Annotated in this window: 18 protein-coding genes; 11 read left to right on the top strand and 7 right to left on the bottom strand. The window is 69.2% G+C overall.

Going from position 1 to position 20843, the window contains the following annotated elements:
- Window positions 1–118: 118 nt before the first annotated feature.
- The 6 genes from AOZ53_RS12920 to AOZ53_RS12895 are packed head-to-tail and all read right to left on the bottom strand — an operon-like array spanning window position 119 to window position 6395.
- A complete protein-coding gene (locus AOZ53_RS12920) occupies window positions 119–940 on the bottom strand; it encodes an ATP-binding cassette domain-containing protein (RefSeq protein ID WP_054488073.1) in 822 nt (273 codons plus the stop codon).
- Window positions 937–1803 carry an ABC transporter ATP-binding protein gene (locus AOZ53_RS12915; RefSeq protein ID WP_054488071.1) on the bottom strand — a complete coding sequence of 289 codons (867 nt, stop codon included), beginning with the start codon at window positions 1801–1803 and terminating at the stop codon, window positions 937–939. Before AOZ53_RS12915 ends, AOZ53_RS12920 begins: the two co-directional genes overlap by 4 nt.
- Window positions 1800–2630 carry an ABC transporter permease gene (locus AOZ53_RS12910; RefSeq protein WP_054488068.1) on the bottom strand — a complete coding sequence of 277 codons (831 nt, stop codon included), beginning with the start codon at window positions 2628–2630 and terminating at the stop codon, window positions 1800–1802. The genes AOZ53_RS12915 and AOZ53_RS12910 overlap by 4 nt, the downstream gene beginning before the upstream one ends.
- The gene (locus AOZ53_RS12905) at window positions 2627–3583 is read right to left on the bottom strand and encodes an ABC transporter permease (RefSeq protein WP_054430473.1); all 957 of its coding nucleotides are present in this window, start codon (window positions 3581–3583) and stop codon (window positions 2627–2629) included. The genes AOZ53_RS12910 and AOZ53_RS12905 overlap by 4 nt, the downstream gene beginning before the upstream one ends.
- Before the next feature lie 7 nt (window positions 3584–3590).
- Window positions 3591–5144 carry an ABC transporter substrate-binding protein gene (locus tag AOZ53_RS12900; RefSeq protein ID WP_054430474.1) on the bottom strand — a complete coding sequence of 518 codons (1554 nt, stop codon included), beginning with the start codon at window positions 5142–5144 and terminating at the stop codon, window positions 3591–3593.
- A gap of 45 nt (window positions 5145–5189) precedes the next feature.
- Window positions 5190–6395, bottom strand: coding sequence for an aminotransferase class V-fold PLP-dependent enzyme (locus AOZ53_RS12895; protein ID WP_054488067.1), 1206 nt, complete (start codon window positions 6393–6395; stop codon window positions 5190–5192).
- 181 nt (window positions 6396–6576) lie between these two features.
- On the opposite strand from AOZ53_RS12895, the gene AOZ53_RS12890 reads away from it, so the two are divergent.
- The 4 genes from AOZ53_RS12890 (at window position 6577) to cysW (ending at window position 10503) form a co-directional block, all read left to right on the top strand.
- Complete coding sequence (locus tag AOZ53_RS12890) at window positions 6577–7521, top strand: LysR family transcriptional regulator (protein WP_054430476.1); 945 nt, start codon at window positions 6577–6579, stop codon at window positions 7519–7521.
- A 211-nt stretch (window positions 7522–7732) separates the two neighbouring features.
- The gene (gene cysP / locus AOZ53_RS12885) at window positions 7733–8749 is read left to right on the top strand and encodes a thiosulfate ABC transporter substrate-binding protein CysP (protein ID WP_054430477.1); all 1017 of its coding nucleotides are present in this window, start codon (window positions 7733–7735) and stop codon (window positions 8747–8749) included.
- 80 nt (window positions 8750–8829) lie between these two features.
- Window positions 8830–9672 carry a sulfate ABC transporter permease subunit CysT gene (cysT, locus tag AOZ53_RS12880; protein ID WP_054430478.1) on the top strand — a complete coding sequence of 281 codons (843 nt, stop codon included), beginning with the start codon at window positions 8830–8832 and terminating at the stop codon, window positions 9670–9672.
- 3 nt (window positions 9673–9675) lie between these two features.
- On the top strand, window positions 9676–10503 hold the full coding sequence (cysW, locus tag AOZ53_RS12875; protein WP_054488065.1) for a sulfate ABC transporter permease subunit CysW: 828 nt from the start codon (window positions 9676–9678) through the stop codon (window positions 10501–10503).
- Between the two features lie 12 nt (window positions 10504–10515).
- Here cysW and AOZ53_RS12870 read toward each other — a convergent pair whose 3' ends face one another.
- The gene (locus AOZ53_RS12870; protein ID WP_054430480.1) at window positions 10516–11844 is read right to left on the bottom strand and encodes an LLM class flavin-dependent oxidoreductase; all 1329 of its coding nucleotides are present in this window, start codon (window positions 11842–11844) and stop codon (window positions 10516–10518) included.
- Window positions 11845–12042: 198 nt separating this feature from the next.
- Between AOZ53_RS12870 and AOZ53_RS12865 the strand changes: the two genes are divergently transcribed.
- The 7 genes from AOZ53_RS12865 to AOZ53_RS12835 form a co-directional block, all read left to right on the top strand.
- Window positions 12043–14160 carry a laminin G domain-containing metallophosphoesterase family protein gene (locus AOZ53_RS12865; protein ID WP_054488063.1) on the top strand — a complete coding sequence of 706 codons (2118 nt, stop codon included), beginning with the start codon at window positions 12043–12045 and terminating at the stop codon, window positions 14158–14160.
- Between the two features lie 148 nt (window positions 14161–14308).
- On the top strand, window positions 14309–15829 hold the full coding sequence (locus tag AOZ53_RS12860) for an amidohydrolase family protein (protein ID WP_054488061.1): 1521 nt from the start codon (window positions 14309–14311) through the stop codon (window positions 15827–15829).
- Between the two features lie 84 nt (window positions 15830–15913).
- Entirely contained in the window at window positions 15914–17008 is a 1095-nt protein-coding gene (locus tag AOZ53_RS12855; protein ID WP_054430486.1) for an ABC transporter substrate-binding protein, read from the top strand.
- A 12-nt stretch (window positions 17009–17020) separates the two neighbouring features.
- Complete coding sequence (locus AOZ53_RS12850; RefSeq protein ID WP_231689834.1) at window positions 17021–17857, top strand: ABC transporter permease; 837 nt, start codon at window positions 17021–17023, stop codon at window positions 17855–17857.
- Window positions 17854–18678: an ABC transporter permease gene (locus AOZ53_RS12845; protein ID WP_197286479.1), complete on the top strand. Its 825-nt coding sequence runs from the start codon at window positions 17854–17856 to the stop codon at window positions 18676–18678. The genes AOZ53_RS12850 and AOZ53_RS12845 overlap by 4 nt, the downstream gene beginning before the upstream one ends.
- Window positions 18679–18696: 18 nt before the next feature.
- Entirely contained in the window at window positions 18697–19563 is an 867-nt protein-coding gene (locus AOZ53_RS12840) for an ABC transporter ATP-binding protein (RefSeq protein ID WP_054430487.1), read from the top strand.
- Between the two features lie 67 nt (window positions 19564–19630).
- Window positions 19631–20843, top strand: a 1213-nt coding sequence (locus AOZ53_RS12835; RefSeq protein ID WP_054488059.1) for an LLM class flavin-dependent oxidoreductase, incomplete at its 3' end; no start/stop codon positions are given.

Genomic DNA, 20843 nt, shown 5'->3' with positions numbered 1-20843 from the left:
GATGGTAGCACGCAGGATCCGGTCAAAAAGGCGCGCGGAGCCTTGTAGGACGCTCGGAAGCGCGCCAACGGCCGCGGCCGATGCGCGGGCTTGATCCGCATCAAGCCCGCGCCCCGGATCAGGCCGCCTGGCGCAGGCGGCGGCGCGACGGATCGGGCCGTGGCACGGCGGCGATCAGTCTGCGCGTGTAGTCCTGCGCCGGCGCCTCGAAGATGCGGTCGCACTCGCCCTCTTCCACCAATTCGCCCGCGGCCATGATGGCCACCCGGTCGGCGAAGTGGCGAACCACGCCCAGGTCGTGCGAGATGAACAGGTAGGTCAGCCCCTGCTCGGCCTGCAGGTCGGCCAGCAGATCCAGCACCTGCGCCTTGACCGAGACGTCGAGCGCCGACACCGCCTCGTCGGCGATGATGAAGCGCGGCTCCAGCGCCAGGGCGCGGGCGATCGCGATGCGCTGGCGCTGGCCGCCCGAGAACTGGTGCGGGAAGCGCTGCGCGTGCTCGGGCCGCAGCCCCACCCGCGCCAGCAGCGCCTGCATGCGGTCGTGGCGTTCGTCGGGCGAGTAGAGCTTGTGGATCACCATGCCGTCCATGATGGCGTCGCCGACCCGGCGGCGCGGATTGAGGCTGGAATACGGGTCCTGGAAGATCGTCTGCACCTGGCGCCGGAACGCCATCAGCCGGCCGCCCGCCAACTGGCTCACGTCGTGGCCGGCCAGCTCGATGCGGCCCGAGGTCGGCCGCAGCAGGCCGGCGATGCAGCGGCCCAGCGTGCTTTTGCCGGAGCCCGATTCGCCCACCAGCGCCAGCGTGGTGCCCGTTGCCACCGCCAGGCTGACGCCCTTGACCGCCCGCACCAGCCGCGTCGGCTGGCCCAGCAGGCCGCGGGCGGCGACATAGTCCTTGGTGACGCCTTCGGCGCGCAGAATGAATTCGCTCATGACGGGGTTCCTTGTGCGGCGGCCCGCGGACGCGGGGCCAGGCGGCGGCCGCGGTCGCGCGGCGCGTCGACGTCCGGCACGGCGGCCAGCAGCGCCTGGGTGTAAGGATGCGCGGGCCGGCCGAAGATCTGGCCCACGTCGCCCTCCTCCACCACTTCGCCCGCGCGCATCACCACCACGCGGTCGGCGATCTCGGCCACCACGCCCAGGTCGTGCGTGATGAACAGCACGGCGGCGCCGGTCTCGGCCTGGATCGAGAACAGCAGCTCCAGCACCTGCGCCTGCACGGTCACGTCCAGCGCGGTGGTCGGCTCGTCGGCGATGATCAGCCGGGGCGACAAGGCGCAGGCGATGGCGATCATGACCCGCTGCCGCATGCCCCCGGACAGCTCGTGCGGATAGGCCTTGGCGCGCTGCGCCGGCTCGCGGATGCCAACCCGCTCCAGCAGCGCCACCGCCCGCTCCCAGGCGGCCTGGCGGCCGATATCGCCATGGATGCGCATGACTTCGGCGATCTGGCTGCCGACGTTGCGGCCGGGGTTGAGCGCGGTCATCGGCTCCTGGAACACCATGGCGATATCCTTGCCGCGCAGCGCGTCGCGTTCGCGCTCGGAGGCGCGCAGCAGGTCGCGGCCCGCGAAACGCAGCTCGTCGGCGGCGACCCGCCCGGGCGCGTCCACCAACCCCATCAGGGAAAAGCCGGTGACCGACTTGCCCGAGCCGGATTCGCCCACCAGGCACACCACCTCGCCGCGCCGCAGGGTCAGGTCCACGCCCTTGACGGCGGCGAACGGCCCCTGGGACGTGTCGAAATCGACGGTCAGGTTCCTGACGGAAAGCAGCACATCCGTTTCGGGGCTCATCGTTGCAACTCCGGATTGAGCGCGTCCTGCAGCCAGTCGCCCAGCACGTTGACGGCCAGCACCGTGAAGAACAGCGCCAGCGCCGGCACCAGCACCGGCCACGGATTGGTGAACAGGTAATCCTTGAGCGAGCCGACCATCTGCCCCCACGACGGCACCGGCGGACGCACGCCCAGGCCGAGAAAGCTCAGGCCCGCCTCCAGCAGCATCGCGAAGGAAAAGGTGAACGAGGCCTGCACCGCGATGATGGAGCGCATGTTGGGCAGCACCTCGTGCCAGATGATCCAGCCGGTGCCCGCGCCCAGCGAGCTGGCGGCCAGCACGTGCTCGCGCGCCCGGATGCCGCGCGCCACGCCCCAGGCGACCCGGGCGAACTGCGGCGCGTACAGCACGCCGATGGTGCCGACCAGCGTCGGCAGGTTGCCGCCGATGAAGGCCAGCACCACCAGCGCCACGAAGATCTCCGGCAGCGACACGAACACGTCCACCACGCGGATGGCGGCCGCTTCGGCGCGGCGGCCCAGGAAGGCCACGCCGACGCCGACCGCCACGCCCAGCACGCCGGCCAGGATCACGGCGGCCGCGGCCACCGACAGCGACACGCGGGCGCCGTACACCGCGCGGGCCAGCAGGTCGCGGCCCAGTTCGTCGGTGCCCAGCCAGTGCCGCCACGATGGCGACGACAGCAGATTGGCGGCGTCGATGCGGTACGGATCGGCCAGCCCCAGCGCCGGCCCGAAGACGGCGGCCAGCACCACCACCGTCAGGAAGCCCAGCGCCAGCTGCACCGGCGCGCCGGTCTTGGAAGCTCGAAGGAATGCGATCATGCGGAGGGCCTGCGGATGCGGGGGTCGACGAAACCCTGGGCCAGGTCGATGACCAGGCTGATCAGGATGAACAAGGCGAAGATGGCCAGCAGCGAGCCCTGGATCACCGGATAGTCGCGCGAAAAGGCGGCGCTCACCAGCAGCGAACTCAGGCCCGGCCAGTCGAACAGGGCCTCGATGATGACGGTGCCGCCCAGCAGGTTGCCGGCGCGCACGCCGACGATGGCGATGACCGGCACCAGCGCGTTGGGCAGCGCGTGCCGCAGGATCGCCTTGCCGCGCGGCAGGCCCTTGGCGCGGGCCAGCTTGACGTAGTCGCGGCCCATGACGTCTGACAGGCTGGCGCGGGTCATGCGCGCCACCACGCCCATGAAGTTCAGGCCGATGGTCAGCGATGGCAGGATCAGCGCCAGCAGGTGTTGCACGGGATCGTCCGAGAATGCCACGAAGCCCGACGACGGCAGCCAGCCCAGCGCCAGGCTGAACAGCAGCACCAGCAGGATGCCCAGCACGAACACCGGCGCCGAGAAGCCGGCCACCGCCACCACCGAGGCCGCGGCGCCCGCCAGCCGGCCGCGCGAGCGCGCCGCCACCACGCCCAGCGGCACCCCCAGCAGCACGGCCACCAGCAGGCCGGCGCCGATCAGTTCCAGGCTGCGCGGAATGCGTCGCGCCAGCTCGTCGGCCACCGGCTCGCCGGTGCGCAGCGACACGCCCAGGTCGCCGCGCGCCAGCGCGCCGGCCCAGTGCGTGAACTGCGTGCCCAACGGCAGGTCCAGGCCCAACTGGGCGCGCACCCGCGCCACGGCCACCGGATCGCTGCCGGCCTGGTCGCCCAGCATGATGGCGACCGGATCGCCTGGCAGCAGGTGGATGGCGATGAAGACCACGCCCGTCGCCAGCGCCAGGGTGACGATGGCCGACGCCAGGCGTCTGAACAGGAAAGGCAGCATGCCGGCCTCAGTTGATCCACATGGTGGGCAGCGAGATGCCCGGGCTGCTTTCGCTCAGCGCGCCGCCCAGCTGCGTGTAGCCGTGCACCTTGCGCAGGTAGCCCTGGGCCTGCTCGCGCCAGCTCACGAACACCCACGGACTGGTCTCCAGGATGCGTTTTTCGGCCTGCTGGTAGATCGGCTGGCGCGCCTTGGGATCGGTCAGCGCGCGGCCCTCGGCCAGCAGCTTTTCCAGCTCGGGATCGCGGTAGCCGATCGGCTTGGCCCAGTAGCTGGAATCGCCGCCCAGGTAATAGGCGTAGGCGTCCGGGTCGGGCAGCTTGACCGACACGCCGTAGATCATCGAGTCGTAGTCGCCGCGGTTCTTGCGCTCGACCAGCGTGGCCCACTCGACCGGCTCCAGCTTCAGGTTGATGCCGACCTCTTTCAGGTTGGCCTGCACCACCTGCGCCATCGTGGTGTAGATGCCCAGGCCCTGGAACACCACCATCGACGCGTCCACGCCGTTGGCGTAGCCGGCCTCGGCCAGCAGCGCGCGGGCCTTGGCGGTGTCGCGCTTGTAGGTGCCGTCCAGCGACTTGTCGTAGTACGGCGAATCCTCGGGCGTCGGCGCGCCGTAGATGGGCTTGCCGTAGCCGAAGAAGGCGGCCTTGGATACGGCTTCGCGGTCGATGGCATAGGACACGGCGCGGCGCACGCGGGCATCGTCGAACGGCTTCTTGCTGGTGTTGAACCAGACGCTCATGAAGGCGCCGCCGGCGGTGTCGATCTTGGTGCCGGCATTGCGGCGCAACACGTCGATGTCCTTCCACGGCACGAAGTCGATCATGTCCAGCGACTGGCTGCGCAGCGCGTTGACGCGCGCGTCGTCGCTCTTGATCATGCGGAAGTCGACGCCGTCCAGGTACGGCTGCCCGGCCACGAAATAGCGCGGGTTGCGCACCAGGCTGGCGCGCACGGCGGGTTCGTAGCTCTTCAACTGGAACGGGCCGGTGCCGTTGGCCGACAGCTTCAGGTTGGCGCCGCTCTCGACCCACTTGCGCGACACGATGGCCGCCTCGGGCAGGGCCAGCACGCTCAGCATGGTGGCGTCGGGCGACGGCTTCTCGACCTTGACGGTGGCGGGGTCGACCACGGTGACGGTGGCGCCCAGCAGGTTCGAGCGCAGCGTGGCGCCGGTGGCCGGGTCCAGGATACGGTCGAGCGAGAACTTGACGTCGTCGGCGGTCACCGGCGTGCCGTCCTGGAAGGCCACGTCGGGCCGCAGGTGGAACACGATGGTGCGGGCGTCGGGCTGGTCCCAGCTTTGCGCCAGGCGCGGCACGATGGCGCCGCTCTTGTCGTAGCCCGCGAGCGGGCTGTAGAGCGCCTCGATCAGCACCTTCCAGGCGCTGCCGCCGTAGACGTGCGGATCGAGCGACACGATTTCGGACACCGTGCCATAGCGCAGCGTGCCGCCCGGCTTGGGCGTGTCGGCCGCCTGCGCGCCCGCGGCGGCGGCCGCCAGCGCGCACGCGCCCACCAGTTGCGCCATCCGGCGCCAGGTCTGCTTGAACGTCATGTTGTACCCCTTGTGCTCTGGATTATCCGCTCGCCGGGCGCGCCGTCAGGACGGCAGCGCCTCGACCAGGCGGTCGATTTCAGTGGAATCGTTGTAATAGCTCGGCGAAATGCGCAGGTTGCCGCCGCGCACCGCCAGGTCCACGCCCGCGTCCCGCAGGCGTTGCGCCAGTTCCTGCGCGTCCTGGCCCGGGTGCTTGAACGACAGGTTGCCCGAGGCCTCGCCCGGCGCGCGCGAACTGACGACCTGGTAGCCCTTGCGTTGCAGCGCGGCGCTGGCGTAATCGGTCAGCTCCAGGATATGCGATTCGATCCGGGCCGGCGTCAGCGCCAGCTGGATGCGCACGGCGGCGTCCAGGCCCCAGATGCCGGTGAAGTTGGCCAGGGCCTCCTCGAAGCGCCCGGCGTTGGCCCGGTACTCCAGCAGGTAGTGCATGTGGTCCTCGGTGCTGTCGACGCTGTGGTAGCCCACGCTGGGCGGATCCAGCAGGCCCAGCACGCTCTTGCGGCAGTAGAAATAGCCGGTGCCGATCGGCGCCAGCATCCACTTGTGGCCGCCCACCGAGAGGAAGTGGATGCCCAGCTTCTCGACGTCCAGTTCGAGCGAACCGGCCCACTGGATCGCGTCCAGGTTCAGGTAGACGCCGCGCTCGTGGCACAGGTTGGCGGTGGCCTCCAGGTCCTGCCGGAAGCCGTTGGAGAACTGCACCGCGCTCAGCGACACCAGGCGGGTGCGGTCGTCCATCAGCTTGCGGATGTCGTCCGCCAGGATGCGGCCGTTGCGGTTCTTGACCCAGCGGATGGTCACGCCGCGCGCGGCCAGCTTCATCCAGCAGTAGACGTTGGACGGGTATTCGATGTCCGGCAGGATCAGGTTGTCGCCGTCGCGCCAGGGAAAGCCGTTGGCCACGTGCACCAGCCCCTCGGTGGTGTTCTTGACGTAGGCGATCTCGTCGCGGTGGGCGCCGATCAGGCGGCCGATGCGGGCCTTGATGGTCTCCTCGGCGTAGCGGCACCACTCGGGATAGGCGTTGCGGCCGTTGTCGCGCACGTCCTCCATGAAGCGGTTCACCGCCGCCACCACCGGCACGCTCAGCGCCCCGATCGACGCGTTGTTCAGGTAGGCCCGCCGCTGCTTGATCGGGAACGCGTCGCCGATGTTGCTCCAGTCGAGCTGTTCGATGCCGTTGCGGTCATCGGGAAAAAGTGCCGCGGGTCCGCCCACGGAAACCGGTTTGTCGAGGATATTCACGCCGCGCCTCTTTCATTGAAGGTGGGATGATCCTAAGATTGCGTGAATTCATGCGTCAATTTCGTTTGGAGTATTGATTCATGCACTTTTGTAATGTGTCGCGGCCGCCCACCCGCTTTTCCCTCTGGCGCGGCGCCGGTCGCGCGATGGCGCCCCGCGCCGCCCATCCGGGTTTATCCCTATGCGCCTGAACCGCCTGCAGGCGCTGCGCGCCGTGCTAGAGACCGGCAGCGTCACCGAGGCCGCGCACCGCATCCACCGCACCCAGCCGCAGATCAGCCGGCTGATCTCGGCGCTGGAGGACGAAGTCGGCTTTCCGCTGTTCCTGCGCCAGGGCCGCGGCCTGATCCCGACGCAGGAATGCCTGCGCTTCTACGAAGGCACGCGCCACATCCTGGCCGGCTTCGAGGAGGTCTCGCGCATCGCCGACTCGATCCGCAACAAGCAGGACGCCTGGCTGCGCATCCTGACCCAGCCCTACTTCGCCTACAGCGTCACGCCGCGCGCCATCGCCGAGTTCGCGCGCAGCCATCCGCACACGCGGGTATCGCTGGAGGTGCGCTCGCGGGTCGACGTCGGCTTGTGGATGTCCGGACAGCAGTTCGACCTGGGCGTGGCGGCGCTGCCGATCGACTTTCCCGGCATCATCTCGCGCACCTTCGCCCGGGTGCGGCTGGTGATCGCCATGCCCGAAGGCCATCGGCTGGCGGCCAAGGCGGTGGTCAGCGCCGACGACATCCAGGATGAGCCCTTCATCGCGCTGCGTCCGTTCACCTTGTTGCGCCAGCATATCGACGACCTGATGGCCAAGCGCCGGCTGCCGCTGCGGCTGGTGATGGAAACCTCGTCCGGGCAATCGGCCTGCCAATTGGCGGCGCTGGGCATGGGCATTGCGCTGGCCGATCCGATCCTGGCGGCCAACGTGCCGGGCATCGTGCTGCGCGACTTCGAGCCGCGGCTGACCATGCCCTACGGCTTCCTGCTGCCCAGCGCCTTTGCGCCGTCGGAGCAGGCGCGCGAGTTCGCCCGCATGCTGATCCGGCTGGTCAAGGAGATGGCGCCCGAACGGGTCGAGCTGATCGAGCCCGATCCCGCCGAAAGCGACGCGCTGATGGCGTTCCCGTGAGGCCGGCGCGGTCCGCGCCGCGCCCGCGCGCTCGGCGACCCCGCCACATAGCGGAAAGCGCGGACGCGACGCATCGGATACAACGTGCGGCTATGAGTTAAAGGTAATTGAATATTTCCAAACGCCGGCCGGCGTAAGCATCATGCGGTATCGGGGCCTTCCGCCCCGGCCGCGGGTTTCCCGCGTAGCGTCTTTCATCCGGAGAAGCCCTTTGCTCAAACGACTGCTCGCCTCGGCCCTGACGCTGACGGCCCTGGCCGCCAGCGCCGCCCAAGCCCAGCAAGCGCCCCAGGCCCTGCTCAACACCTCCTATGACATCGCGCGCGAGCTGTTCGCCGCCATCAATCCGAAATTCCAGGCCGACTGGAAGGCCAGGACCGGGCAGGATGTCACGATCGAGCAGTCGTTCGCCGGCACCTCGCGCCAGGCGCAGTCGATCATCCAGGGCCTGAAGGCCGACGTGGTGACCTTCAACCAGGTGCCCGACGTCGACATCCTGGCGCAGAACAAGCTGCTCGCCGCCGACTGGCAGAAGAAATTCGGCAACAACAGCTCGCCCTACTACAGCACCATCGCCTTCCTGGTGCGCAAGGGCAATCCCAAGAACATCAAGACCTGGGACGACCTGGTGCGCGACGACGTCAAGCTGGTGTTCCCGAACCCCAAGACCTCGGGCAACGCGCGCTATTCGTACCTGGGCGCCTGGCTCTACGCCAACGAGAAGTTCAAGGGCGATGACGCGCAGACCCGCGCCTTCGTCGGCAAACTGCTCAAGAACGTCGAAAGCTTCCCCACCGGCGGACGCGGCGCGACCGTGGCGTTCGCCCAGAACAACCAGGGCGACGCGCTGCTGACCTTCGAATCCGAGGTCAACAACATCGCCAAGGGCGACGAGTTCAAGGCGCAGGGCTTCGAGGTGGTGGTGCCGCCGGTCAGCGTGCTGGCCGAGTTCCCGGTGGCGGTGGTCGACAAGGTGGCCGACGAGAAAGGCACGCGCAAGGTCGCCGAGGCCTATCTGCAGTTCCAGTACTCGCCCGCCATCCAGAAGCTGCTGACCGACTTCAACTACCGGGTGCATGACCCGGAGGCGGTCAAGGCCGCGGCCAGCCGCTTTCCGTCGATCCGGCTGATCAATCCGCAGGACGTGCTGGGCTCGTGGGACCAGATCACCAAGACCCACTTCGCCGCCAACGGCGTGCTCGACCAACTGCTGGGCGCCGGCCGCTGACGCGCCGCGTCGATCCCCGCCTTCCGTCTCGTCAGCCGGCCGCCCGCGAGGGTGGCTGGCGCTTTTACGTTCAGGTCCGCATGTCCACGTTCTTCCGGCAGCATCCCGTCCTGCCCGGCTTCGGCCTCAGTTTCGGCGTCAGCAGCCTGTTCATCACGCTCGTGATCCTGCTGCCGCTGTCGGCCTTGCCGCTCTACAGCAGCCAGATGAGCTGGGGCCAGTACTGGCAGGCCGTCACCGATCCGCGCGTGCTGGCCAGCTACCGCGTCACGCTGCTGGCGGCGTTCTACTCGACCGCCGTGGTGCTGGTCATCGGCCTGTTGCTGGCCTGGATCCTGGTGCGCTACCGCTTCCCCGGGCGGGCCCTGCTGGACGCCGCCATCGACCTGCCGTTCGCGCTGCCCACGGCCGTGGCCGGCCTGACCCTCTCCGTGCTGCTGGCGCCGGGCGGCTGGGTCGGCCAATGGTTCGCGCCGCTGGGCATCAAGATTTCGTATGCATTCCCGGGCCTGGTGATCGCCATGATCTTCACCAGCCTGCCGTTCGTGGTGCGCTCGGTGCAGCCGGTGCTGGCCGACATCGGGGCGGAATACGAGGAAGCCGCCCGCACGCTCGGCGCCAGCCCGGGCCAGACCGCCTGGCGCATTCTGCTGCCGGCGCTGGTGCCGGCCCTGTTCACCGGCGGCTCGCAGGCCTTCATCCGCAGCCTGGGCGAGTTCGGCGCGGTGGTCATGATCGCCGGCAACATTCCCTACAAGACCGAGGTGACGTCGTTGATGATCTTCAGCCGCCTGGCCGAATACAACTACCCCGCCGCCGCCGCCATCGCCACCGTGGTGCTGGCGGCCTCCCTGCTGCTGCTGTTCGCCCTGCAGGTGCTGCAGGGCCGCCTGCTGCCGTGGCAGCGCGTGCCGGGGATCTGAGCCATGACGCGCCCTTCCCCCTGGCCGCGCCGCCTGCTGATCGGCGCCGGCCTGCTCGCCGCCCTGCTGTTGCTGGCCTTGCCGCTGGCCCTGATCTTCGCCCGGGTGATCGCCGGCGGCTTCGACGCCCTGCTGCAGAACCTGGGCGCCAGCGACATGCGCGCGGCCATCGGCCTGACCTTGCTGGCCGCGGTGGTCAGCGTGCCCATCAACCTGGTGTTCGGCGTGCTGCTGGCCTGGTGCGTGACGCGCTACGACTTCCGCGGCCGCCGCCTGCTGGTGGCGCTGGTCGACATTCCCTATGCCACCTCGCCGGTGGTGGCCGGGCTGTGCTACCTGGTGGTGTACGGCCTGGAAGGCCTCTTCGGCCGCTGGCTCGGCGGCCACGGCGTGCAGCTGATGTTCGCCTGGCCCGGCATCCTGATGGTGACGGTGTTCGTGACCTCGCCGTTCGTGGCGCGCCTGCTGATCCCGCTGATGCAGGCGCAAGGCCAGGAAGAGGAGCTGGCGGCGCTGACGCTGGGCGCCAACGGCTGGCAGATCTTCCGCCGCGTGACGCTGCCCAACATCAAGTGGGGGCTGCTGTACGGCGCCGTCATCACCAATGCGCGCGCGGTCGGCGAGTTCGGCGCGGTGTCGGTCGTGGCCGGCGCGATCCGCGGCAAGACGCTGACGCTGCCGCTGCTGATCGAACAGCTCAACGACGACTACAAGACCGTCGCGGCCTTCACCGCGGCGGCGCTGCTGGCCTGCATGGCGCTGCTGACGCTGGTGGTGAAGACCTATATGGAGCGGCGCCGGGGCGAAGCCCGTCCCGCGCCGACGCACTGATCTCGGCGTCCGTCACGGCGTGAAATGGCGGTTGGCCGGACGCGGCAACCCCAGGTTTTCGCGCAGGGTGCGGCCCTCGTACTCGCGCCGGAAGATGCCGCGCCGCTGCAGTTCCGGCACGACCTGGCCGACGAAAGCGTCCAGGCCACCGGGCAGCCACGGGAACATGACGTTGAAGCCGTCGGATGCCTCGGTCTCCAGCCATTCCTGCATCTGATCGGCGATGCTCGCGGCGGTGCCGACCATCGCCAACCCGCCATAGCCGCCCAGGCGCTGCGCCAGCTGGCGCACCGTGAGCGATTCGCGCTCGGCCAGGCGCAGCACGCGCTCCTGGCTGCTCTTGCTGGCGTTGGTCTCGGGCAACGACGGCAGCGGCGCGTCCGGATCGAAGCGCGAGGCGTCGCAGCCCAGCGCGACCGACAGCGAGGCGATCGCGCTTTCGTAGTGCACCAGGCTGTCCAGGCGCGCCCGGATGGCTCGCGCCTCGCCCTCGGTGTCGCCCACCACCACCAGCACGCCGGGCAGGATCTTGAGATGGTCGCGGTCGCGCCCCAAGGCGTCCATGCGCCCCTTGACGTCGGCGTAGAAGCGCTGGCCATCCTCGATCGTGCCGGACGCGGCGAACACCACCTCGGCGGTCTCCGCCGCCAGCTGCCGGCCGGGCTCGGAGGCGCCGGCCTGCACGATCACCGGCCAACCCTGCACCGGCCGCGCGATGTGCAGCGGTCCGCGCACCGACAGGTGTTCGCCGCGGTGATCCAGCGTGCGCAGGCGCGCCGGATCGAAATAGATGCCGCTGTCGGCGTCGCGGATGAAGGCGTCGTCGGCCCAGCTGTCCCACAGGCCCGTGACCACGTCGTAGAACTCGCGGGCGCGGGCATAGCGCCGGGCATGGTCGGGCTGTTCGGTGCGGCCGAAATTGAGCGCGGCGTCGGGATTGGAGGTGGTCACGATGTTCCAGCCGGCGCGCCCCTGGCTCAGGTGGTCGAGCGAGGCGAAGCGCCGCGCCACGTGGAACGGTTCGTCGAAGGTGGTCGACGCGGTCGCCACCAGCCCCAGCCGCTCGGTCACCTGGCTCAGCGCGGACAGCAGCGTGAACGGCTCGAACGAAGTGGCGGTATGGCTGCGCTTGAGCGCCTCGATCGGCATGTTCAGCAGCGCCAGGTGGTCCGCCATGAAGAACGCGTCGAAGCGCGCCCGTTCCAGCGCCTGGGCGTAGCGCTTGAGGTGCTCGAAGTTGAAATTGGCGTCGCGCTGGGCGCCGGGGTAGCGCCAGGCGCCGGTGTGGATGCTGACGGGGCGCATGAACGCGCCCAGCTTGAGTTGACGTTGCGCTGGCATGACAAGAACCCTGTTTTCGCCGAAACGAAAAAGATAGCGCGCCCTGGCGGCCAGGCGAACCAACCTGGCGCTATATGGCTATAAGCCGCCCGCCGGCGCGCGTCGCCGCGACGCGAAGCAGAATCTTCACGCAGGGTTAACACATCCGTCATTCGGCGTTTCTAAGCTTCCCCCTTTTTTGACCGATGGGCGGTATAGATGGCGCACGACAAACATGACGGCAATCATGAGCTTGCCGAGACTTCCAACAACCTGCCGATGGCGGCGGACCCGCGCCGGCGCAGCCTGCTCAAGGCCGGCCTCGGCGCCACGCTGATGCCCGTGGGCGGCTCGCTGCTGCTGTCGGCCTGCGCCAGCGACAGCGAGGACGACGACACGTCCGCGACGCCCGCGCCGCCGCCCAGGAACATTTCCAGCTTCGCCGTGGCGGTGTTGCCGGACACGCAGTTCTACTCGCGCTATGCCACCGACGCCGAGAACCAGCAGTTCATGCGCAAGTACGGCAGCGAGCCCTACAAGGCCCAGACGCAGTGGGTCGCCGACCACGCCAAGTCGCTCGACATTCCGTTCCTGATCCACCTGGGCGACGTGGTCGACCAGCAGGGCAAGCCCGACCAGTGGACCGTGGCCAGCAAGGCCATGAAGATCCTGGAAGACGCCAAGGTGCCGTATTCGATCCTGGCGGGCAACCACGACGTCATCCTGGACCGCGACTACGTCGACCCCAGCAGCCAGGGCAGCGCCACCGACGCGCAGCGCAACCTGGCCGCGGAACCCTATCTGCAGACTTTCGGTACCGACCGCGCCAGCAAGCAGGCCACCTTCGGCGGGCGCGATCCCAGCGGCTTCCACGAGTACCACATCTTCCAGGCCGAGGGCCAGAAGTTCATGGTGCTGTCGCTGTCGTGGCGCATTTCCGACGCCGGGCTGGCCTGGGCCAACCAGGTGATCCGCGCCAACCCGACGCTGCCGGTGATCCTGGTCAACCACCAGCTGCTCAACATCGACAAGGACGGCATCAGCCCGCTGGAAGTGCCCTATGGCCTGATGCTGTGGGACAAGCTGATCCGCGACAACGACCAGATCTTCATGACGCTGAACGGCCACTACCACGGCGCGGCCCACCTGACCAAGATGAACGCCTTCGGCAATCCGGTCGAGGAAATGGTGGTGGACTACCAGATGGCCTACCAGGGCGGCAACGGCCTGATGCGCCTGTACGAGTTCGACCTGAGCGACAACGAGATCCGCGTACTGTCGTTCTCGCCGTGGGTGCCGCAGAAGCCCAAGGCCACGCTCAATGCCTTCGACCAGGCGGTGCTGACCGGCGCCAACGAGGAGTTCACCATCAAGATGGACTTCGCCAAGCGCTTTGCCCGCTTCAACAAGGACTTCAAGGCCGCCGCGCCCACGCACACGTCGCTGGTCGAACAGGCGCGCGCCCTGATCCTGGCCAACTACACCGACCCGGCCATCACCACGCAGAAGCCCGCGGCCGACAGCGAGGACTACCCGCAGGTGTCTGGCACGCTGGCGCACTGGCGCTTCTTCGGCGGCGCCGATGGCCAGCCGGTGCCGGTGGGCCAGGTGATCCAGGACCGCACCGGCAACAACCCGGTCAGCCGCGCGGCGCTGAACATCGACGGCGTGGTCGGCGCGCAGCTGGGCGACGTGGTCTGGTCCAACGACCACCACTACCTGTCGGCCGCGCCCGGTTCGGTGCGCTTCCTGAACACCGACAAGAACACCCCGCGCATGAGCTACTTCACCACCGCCACCACGGCCGCGCTGAACGCCGAGACGGTGCCCAACGGCTATACCGTCGAGGCCTTCATCAAGATCGACCGCGACTGGACCGCGCAGAAGCATGCGTGGATGAACATCATGACGCGCGACGGCAAGCGCGGCGACCTGCCCGGCTTCAATGGCGGCGACCCCGAATCGCCGCCGCTGCTGTTCGCTATCTCCAGCCTGCGCGAGATCCAGTGGGAAGTGGTGCCCGAGCGCACCGGCGCCCGCGACGCCAAGACCAACTGGTCCGGCGAGATCATCGCCGACAAATGGATGCACGTGGCCATCGTCAACGACAACGCCACCCACGAGACCATCCTGTACGTCGAGGGCGCGCCGGTGCTGCGCAACACCTCGGACGCGCCGGGCCTGGCGACGCTGGCCGCCAACATGCCGTGGGTGATCGGCGCCGGTTCGTGGGACGGCGCGCGCGCCGACGGCTTCTTCGGCAGCATCGGCGAAGTGCGCATCGTCAACCACGCGCTGCTGCCGTCGCAGTGGCTGACTTCGCGCCGGGGCAGCTGAAGCCGGACCAGCCGCGCGGTTATTTGGTCATGACGCACAACTAAACAACCAATCCTTCGTTGGGCGCCGCGCGGCGCTCCCGTAATGTTTGCCAGGCAAGCAGGGACTTCCCCTGCGCCTCGCGATACGACCTACGGAGAGCGCCAGCATGAACCAGCCTTTGCACCCGAGCCACGCGTCACGGTCCGCCGCCGTCAAGGCGACCCTGGACTACCCGGTGATCGACACCGACGTGCACGTCAACGATTACGCGCCGGTCCTGGAGGACTATGTCCAGCACTACGGCGGCGGCAAGCTGGTGGATGCGCTGCGCAAGGCGCTGGGCTCGCGCTTCGCCACCAAGAGCGGCGGCAAGGACTGGTACCAGCAGACGCCGGCCGAGCGCCAGGACAACCGCACCCTGCGCTCGCCCTGGTGGGCGCGGGTCACGCGCAACACGCTGGACCTGGCCACCTATACCCTGCCCGAGCTGCTCAACGAGCGCCTGGCCGAGCAAGGCGCGGACTACTCCGTGCTGTTCCCCAACGACGTGCTGGCGCCGCTGGCCGCGGGCGACGAGTTCCGCCAGCCGCTGCACCGCGCCATCAACCACTTCCATGCCGACCAGTACCGCAAGTACAGCGACCGCCTGACGCCGGTGGCCGGCATCCCGCTGAACACCCCGCAGGAAGGCATCGAGGAGCTTGAGTTCGCGGTCAAGACCCTGGGGCTGAAGGTCATCAACATCGCCGGCGGCGTGAAGCGGCCGATCAAGGCGATCGCGCGCAAGTATCCCGCCGCCGACTATCCCGAGATCGCCAAGCACGCCAGTTATATCGACTTCTATGGCATCGACAGCGAGTACGACTACGACCCGTTCTGGGCCAAGGTGGTCGAGCTGGGCGTGCCGGTCACCACGCACTACGGCAGCCAGGGCTGGACTGGCCGCCATTCCATCAGCAACTACATGTTCAACCACATCGGCCACTTCGCCGATGGCTCGCAGGCCTTCGCCAAGGCGCTGTTCTTCGGCGGCGTCACGCGGCGCTTTCCGAACCTGCGCGTGGCGCTGCTGGAAGGCGGTGCCGACTGGGGCTCGCACGTCTACACCCACCTGGTGGACCGCTGGGAAAAGCGCAACCGCGCGGCGGTGCAGAACTACAACCCGGCCAACGCCGACGTGGCGCTGCTGCACGAGCTGTTCCAGCGTTACGGCGCCGATTTCATCCGCGGCCGCGACATCGACCCGCAGCAGCTGCTGCGCGACAGCCTCGGCATCTCGGCCCTGCCGCACAGCCGCGACCCGCATCCGGACGAACTGGACGACTTCGCCGCCGCCGGCATCGAGTCGGTCGAGGACATCCGCAAGCGCTGGGTCGACAGTTTCTACTTCGGCTCGGAATCCGACGACCGCACCGTGGCGGCGGCGTTCAACGACAAGGTCAATCCGCTCGGCGTGAAGATCAACGCCATCTGGTCCTCGGACATCGGCCACTGGGACGTGCCCGACCTGACCGCGCCGCTGGCCGAAAGCTGGGACCTGGTCGAACAGGGCGTGATCAGCGCGCAGGACTTCAAGGCGCTGGGGTTCGGCAACCCCTACCGCTTCTACACCGAGGCCAATCCGGCCTTTTTCCAGGGCACCGCCATCGAGCGCAAGCTCGCCGCGCCGGCCCGCGCGGCCGCCTGATCCTGCCCGTGCGTGGTTTGCCTGCCAGCGGGCCGGCGTGATGCCGGCCCGCTGCCCGATTCCTTCCTGAACGAGCCTTTTTCCATGAAGTCATTGATGATCCTGAGTAAACGCGTTGCCGCGCTGGGCCTGGTGGCCCTGGCGGCGTGGGGCGGCAGCGCCCGGGCCGCCGACGTCATCCGCGTCGGCGTGGCCACCGCCGGCGGCGGCGACCCGATCACCTGGGGCGGCTCGCCGGGCGGCGTGGTGCGCGTCAACCAGTGGCTGGAGCAGGCCTTCGCCGCCGACGGCGTCAAGGTCGAGTGGCTGTTCTTCAAGGGCGCCGGGCCGGCCGTCAACGAGGCGCTGTCGAACAAGCAGATCGACTTCGCCTACCAGGGCGACCTGCCGCAGGTGGTGGGCCGCGCCAACGGCCTGAAGACCAAGCTGCTGCTGGTCAGCGGCGCGCGCAACAACCTGTACCTGGTGGCGCCGCCGAATTCCCCGCTCAAGTCCATCGAGGACCTGAAGGACCGCAAGGTGTCGATCTTCCGCGGCACCAACGGCCACCTGGTGGCGATCAACGTGCTGGCCGCGCATGGCCTGGCCGAGCGCGACATCAAGGGCGTCAACCTGGATGCCGGCAGCGCCCAGGCGGCGCTGGTGTCCAACGGCGTGGACGCGGCCTTCGGCGGCTACGAATGGTTCAAGGTTCGCGACCAGGGCCTGGCCAAGGTCATCTACAGCACCCAGGGCCAGGACCCCGCCTACACCCGCCAGGCCTCGCTGCTGGTGCGCGAGGACTTCGAGCGCGAAAACCCCGCCCAGGTGCAGAAGGTGGTGGACGTGTTCGTGCGCGCCGCGCAGTGGTCATCCGACGAGAAGAACCGCGACGCGCTCTTCAAGATCTGGGAAAAGAGCGGCGTGCCCTACGCCTCGTGGGCGGCCGAGTTCGACAAGCAGGACCTGGCCGCGCGCAACTCGCCGCTGATCGACGACTTCATCATCGCCCGCTACAAGGCGGTGGTGGCCGACGCCGCCAAGCTCAAGCTGATCCGCCGCGAGGTCTCGCTGGACGGCTGGTTCGATCCGCGCTACCTGCAGAATGCGCTCAAGGCCCAGGGGCTGGAGCGCTACTGGACCGCGTTCGACGCCGCCGGCAAGCCGGTGGCCGGCCCGGCCCAGGCCGCCGCGCGCTGACGGGACCGCGCCATGGCCTCTCTTTCCCATCACGCCCTGCCGCGCCTGGCCCCGGCGCCGGCCTGGGCGCGCCAGGCGGCCTGGACCGCCGCGCCCTGGCTGCTGCCGCTGGCCTTGCTGACGCTGTGGCAGACCGGCGCCAGTCAGGGCTGGATCTCGCCGCAGGTGCTGCCGCCGCCCGCCTTCGTCTGGGACACCCTGCGCGACCTGGCCACCAGCGGCGACCTGTGGCTGAACACCCGCGCCAGCCTGCAGCGGGTGCTGGTCGGCTTCGCGCTGGGCAGCCTGCTGGGGCTGCTGCTGGGCACGGCGATGGGCCTGTCTCGCCGGCTCGAGGCCTACGTGCTGCCGACCTTCAACGCGCTGGTGCAGATCCCGGTGCTGGCCTGGCTGCCGTTCGTGCTGCTGATCGTCGGCATCGGCGAACCGCTCAAGTACATCCTGATCGCCAAGGCGGCGCTGGTGCCGGTCACACTCAACACCTTGCAGGGCTTTCGCCAGGCCAGCCCGGCGCTGCGCGAAGTGGCGCGGGTCTATGGCTACAGCCGGCGCCAGGAGGTGCTGGAGGTGGTGGTGCCGCTGGCCCTGCCGACGCTCTTCACCGGCCTGCGGCTGGGCTTCACCAAGGCCTGGCTGTCGCTGGTGGTGGTCGAACTGGTGGCCTCCAGCGAGGGCCTGGGCTACCTGATCGTCTACGGCCGCCAGTTGTTCCAGCTGGACCTGGTGATGGCCGCGGTGATCGTGGTGGGCGCCATCGGCTACGCCATCGACCGGCTGCTGGACTGGGCCGAGACCCGCCTGATCCACGGCCGCCGCGGCGCCGCCACGGCCCCGCAGGTGCAACCATGAGCGCGCCGACGCCTGTCTCGCGCGACGCGGCCGAGCTGGCGCTGTCGCAACCGCTGGCCGTGCGCGGCGGCGGCCGCTGGCGCGGCCTGGTGCTGCCGGTGGCGGCGATCGCGCTGTGGTGGCTGCTGGCCCGCGCCGACCTGGTGAACTCGGCCCTGCTGGTGTCGCCCGGCAAGGTGCTGGCCACCGCCGCCGACCAGATCGTCGGCGGCAAGCTGTGGCGCGCGCTGGGCGCCAGCCTGGGCCGCGAGCTGACCGGGTTCGCCATCGGCACGCTGTCCGGCCTGCTGCTGGGGGTGCTGCTGGGCCTGTCGCCGGTGTTCAACCGGCTGGTGGGGCCCAGCTTCAACACCTTCAAGCAGATCTCGCTGTTCGCCTGGATCCCGCTGATCTCGGTGTGGTTCGGGCTGGGCGACACCGCCAAGGTGGTGTTCCTGTCGCTGGCGGCGCTGGTGCCGGTGGTGGTCAACACCTGCGACGGCGTGCGCAACGCGCCGCCCAAGCTGCTGGAGGTGGCGCGGGTCTACGGCTACAGCCGTTGGCAGACCTTCGCCCAGGTGGTGCTGCCGGCCGCCGCGCCCGCCATCTTCACCGGCGTCTACCTGGCGCTGATCTATTCCTGGCTGGCCACCATCGGCGCCGAATACCTGCTGGTGGCGGGCGTCGGCATCGGCAACCTGCTGATCGAGGGCAGCGAACATTTCCAGATGGACCTGGTGATCTTCGGCATGTTCGTGGTCGGGGTGATCGGCTGGCTCATGAATGCCCTGGCCCGCGTGGCCGAACGGCGGCTCGCGCGCTTGCGCGGCCAGGACCAATAACCGCAGGAAAACTCAGGCATGACTCAACCTACTTCGTTGGACCTGTCACTGCAGGCGGTCGGCAAGCGCTATCCCAGCGCCCAGGCCGAGGGCGGCGTGCTGCAGGTGCTCACGGGCGTGGACCTGGACATCCCCGCCGGCCAGTTCGTTTCCATCGTCGGCGCCAGCGGCTGCGGCAAATCCACCCTGCTGCGCCTGATCCTGGGGCTGGACGACGCTTACGAGGGCGCCATCACGCTGGGCGGCGAGCCGGTGCGCGGCACCGGGCCGGAACGCGGCATCGTGTTCCAGGACCACCGCCTGTTCCCGTGGCTGACGGTGGCGCAGAACATCGCCGTGGGGCTGCGCAACGCCGCCATCTCCAGCGCCGATAAGCGCGACCGGGTGGCCGAACACATCGCCCTGGTGGGGCTGGAGGGCTTCGAGCAGTCGTATCCGCACCAGATCTCGGGCGGCATGGCGCAGCGCGTGGCGATCGCGCGCGGCCTGGTCAACCGGCCGCGCGTGCTGCTGCTGGACGAGCCCTTCGGCGCGCTCGACGCGCTGACCCGGGCGCGGCTGCAGACCGAGCTGCAGCGCATCTGGCAGAAGGAGCGCATCACCATGATCCTGGTGACGCACGACGTCGAGGAAGCGGTCTACCTGGGAGACCGGGTGGTCATCATGCAGCCGCGCCCGGGGCGCATCCGCCGCATCGTCGACGTGCCGTTGCCGCACGCCCGCAACCGCAGCGACCCGCGCTTCATCCGGCTGCGCGACGACGTGCTGTCCGACTTCCTGGAGCCGGACGGCGCGCCCGCCGACGACAGCCCGCCGCTGGGCGCCGACGCCCGCGGCGGCGTGCCGGCGCTGCCGTCGCTGGCCTCGCTGCGGATGGCCTGGTGACCGTTACGTTCCGCTTCCCGGCGGCGCGCGCCGCGTTGCCGTCCCACCTATTGCTGGAGTCATTGCCATGACCCGTTCCACGCGCCAGATCAAGCTCGGCGCCTTCCTGATGCAGACCGGCCACCACATCGCCGCCTGGCGCCATCCCGAAGCCCAGGCCGACGCGCCGGTCAACTTCCGCCACTACGCCGAATTGGCGCGGCGCGCCGAGGCCGCCAAGTTCGACGCTATCTTCCTGGCCGACTCGGTCGGCGTGCGCAACACCGACCTGGCGTCGCTGTCGCGCACCGCCCGCAGCGACCACTTCGAGCCGCTGACGCTGCTGTCGGCGCTGGCCGCCGTGACCGAGAAGATCGGCCTGATCGCCACCGTCTCCACCACCTACAACGAGCCCTACCACGTGGCGCGCAAGTTCGCCTCGCTCGACCACATCAGCGGCGGCCGCTCGGGCTGGAACCTGGTGACCTCCAGCGGCCAGGGCGAGGCGCAGAACTTCAACCTGGACGAGCACGTCGAGCATGCCCGCCGCTACGCCCGCGCCGCCGAGTTCCACGACGTGGTGCTGGGGCTGTGGGACAGCTGGGAAGACGACGCCTTCCTGCGCGACAAGCCCAGCGGCCAGTACTTCGACCCCGCCAAGCTGCATCCGCTGCGCCATCGCGGCGAACATTTCTCGGTGCGCGGGCCGTTGAACGTGTCGCGTTCGCCGCAGGGCCGGCCGGTGGTGGTGCAGGCCGGCGCCTCGCCCGCCGGCCGCGACCTGGCGGCGCGCACCGCCGAAGTCATCTTCGTGGCCCACCAGACCTTCGACGAAGCCCAGGCGTTCTACCGCGACATCAAGGGCCGCGCCGTGGCGTACGGCCGCGAACCCGACGACATCAAGATCATGCCCGGCATCTTCCCCGTGATCGGCCGCACCCAGGCCGAGGCCGAGGACAAGTTCGCGCGCCTGCAGGACCTGATCCATCCGGTGGTCGGCGTGCAGTTGCTGTCCAACATGATCGGCGGCTTCGACCTGTCGGGGTATCCGGTCGACGGGCCCTTGCCCGACCTGCCCGAGACCAACGGCGGCAAGAGCCGCCAGCAGCTGCTGATCGATCTGGCGCGGCGCGACAACCTGACGATCCGCCAGCTGTACCTGCGCATCGCCGGCGCCCGCGGCCACCAGCAGGTGGTCGGCACGCCGCAAAGCGTGGCCGATCAGCTGCAGCAATGGTTCGAGGAAGACGGCGCCGACGGCTTCAACATCATGTCGCCGTGGCTGCCCGGCGGGCTGGACG

This window comes from Achromobacter sp. 2789STDY5608621 (genome assembly GCF_001299375.1).
Taxonomy (GTDB): domain Bacteria; phylum Pseudomonadota; class Gammaproteobacteria; order Burkholderiales; family Burkholderiaceae_B; genus Achromobacter; species Achromobacter insuavis.
This window is presented reverse-complemented; position numbering and strand designations above follow the sequence as displayed.

Bases quoted from the DNA above. Each gene is read 5' to 3' on its own strand.
- AOZ53_RS12920 (WP_054488073.1), bottom strand. From the start codon at position 940: ATGAGCGAATTCATTCTGCGCGCCGAAGGCGTCACCAAGGACTATGTC.
- AOZ53_RS12915 (WP_054488071.1), bottom strand. From the start codon at position 1,803: ATGAGCCCCGAAACGGATGTGCTGCTTTCCGTCAGGAACCTGACCGTC.
- AOZ53_RS12910 (WP_054488068.1), bottom strand. From the start codon at position 2,630: ATGATCGCATTCCTTCGAGCTTCCAAGACCGGCGCGCCGGTGCAGCTG.
- AOZ53_RS12905 (WP_054430473.1), bottom strand. From the start codon at position 3,583: ATGCTGCCTTTCCTGTTCAGACGCCTGGCGTCGGCCATCGTCACCCTG.
- AOZ53_RS12900 (WP_054430474.1), bottom strand. From the start codon at position 5,144: ATGACGTTCAAGCAGACCTGGCGCCGGATGGCGCAACTGGTGGGCGCG.
- AOZ53_RS12890 (WP_054430476.1), top strand. From the start codon at position 6,577: ATGCGCCTGAACCGCCTGCAGGCGCTGCGCGCCGTGCTAGAGACCGGC.
- cysT (WP_054430478.1), top strand. From the start codon at position 8,830: ATGTCCACGTTCTTCCGGCAGCATCCCGTCCTGCCCGGCTTCGGCCTC.
- cysW (WP_054488065.1), top strand. From the start codon at position 9,676: ATGACGCGCCCTTCCCCCTGGCCGCGCCGCCTGCTGATCGGCGCCGGC.
- AOZ53_RS12870 (WP_054430480.1), bottom strand. From the start codon at position 11,844: ATGCCAGCGCAACGTCAACTCAAGCTGGGCGCGTTCATGCGCCCCGTC.
- AOZ53_RS12865 (WP_054488063.1), top strand. From the start codon at position 12,043: ATGGCGCACGACAAACATGACGGCAATCATGAGCTTGCCGAGACTTCC.
- AOZ53_RS12860 (WP_054488061.1), top strand. From the start codon at position 14,309: ATGAACCAGCCTTTGCACCCGAGCCACGCGTCACGGTCCGCCGCCGTC.
- AOZ53_RS12855 (WP_054430486.1), top strand. From the start codon at position 15,914: ATGAAGTCATTGATGATCCTGAGTAAACGCGTTGCCGCGCTGGGCCTG.
- AOZ53_RS12850 (WP_231689834.1), top strand. From the start codon at position 17,021: ATGGCCTCTCTTTCCCATCACGCCCTGCCGCGCCTGGCCCCGGCGCCG.
- AOZ53_RS12845 (WP_197286479.1), top strand. From the start codon at position 17,854: ATGAGCGCGCCGACGCCTGTCTCGCGCGACGCGGCCGAGCTGGCGCTG.
- AOZ53_RS12840 (WP_054430487.1), top strand. From the start codon at position 18,697: ATGACTCAACCTACTTCGTTGGACCTGTCACTGCAGGCGGTCGGCAAG.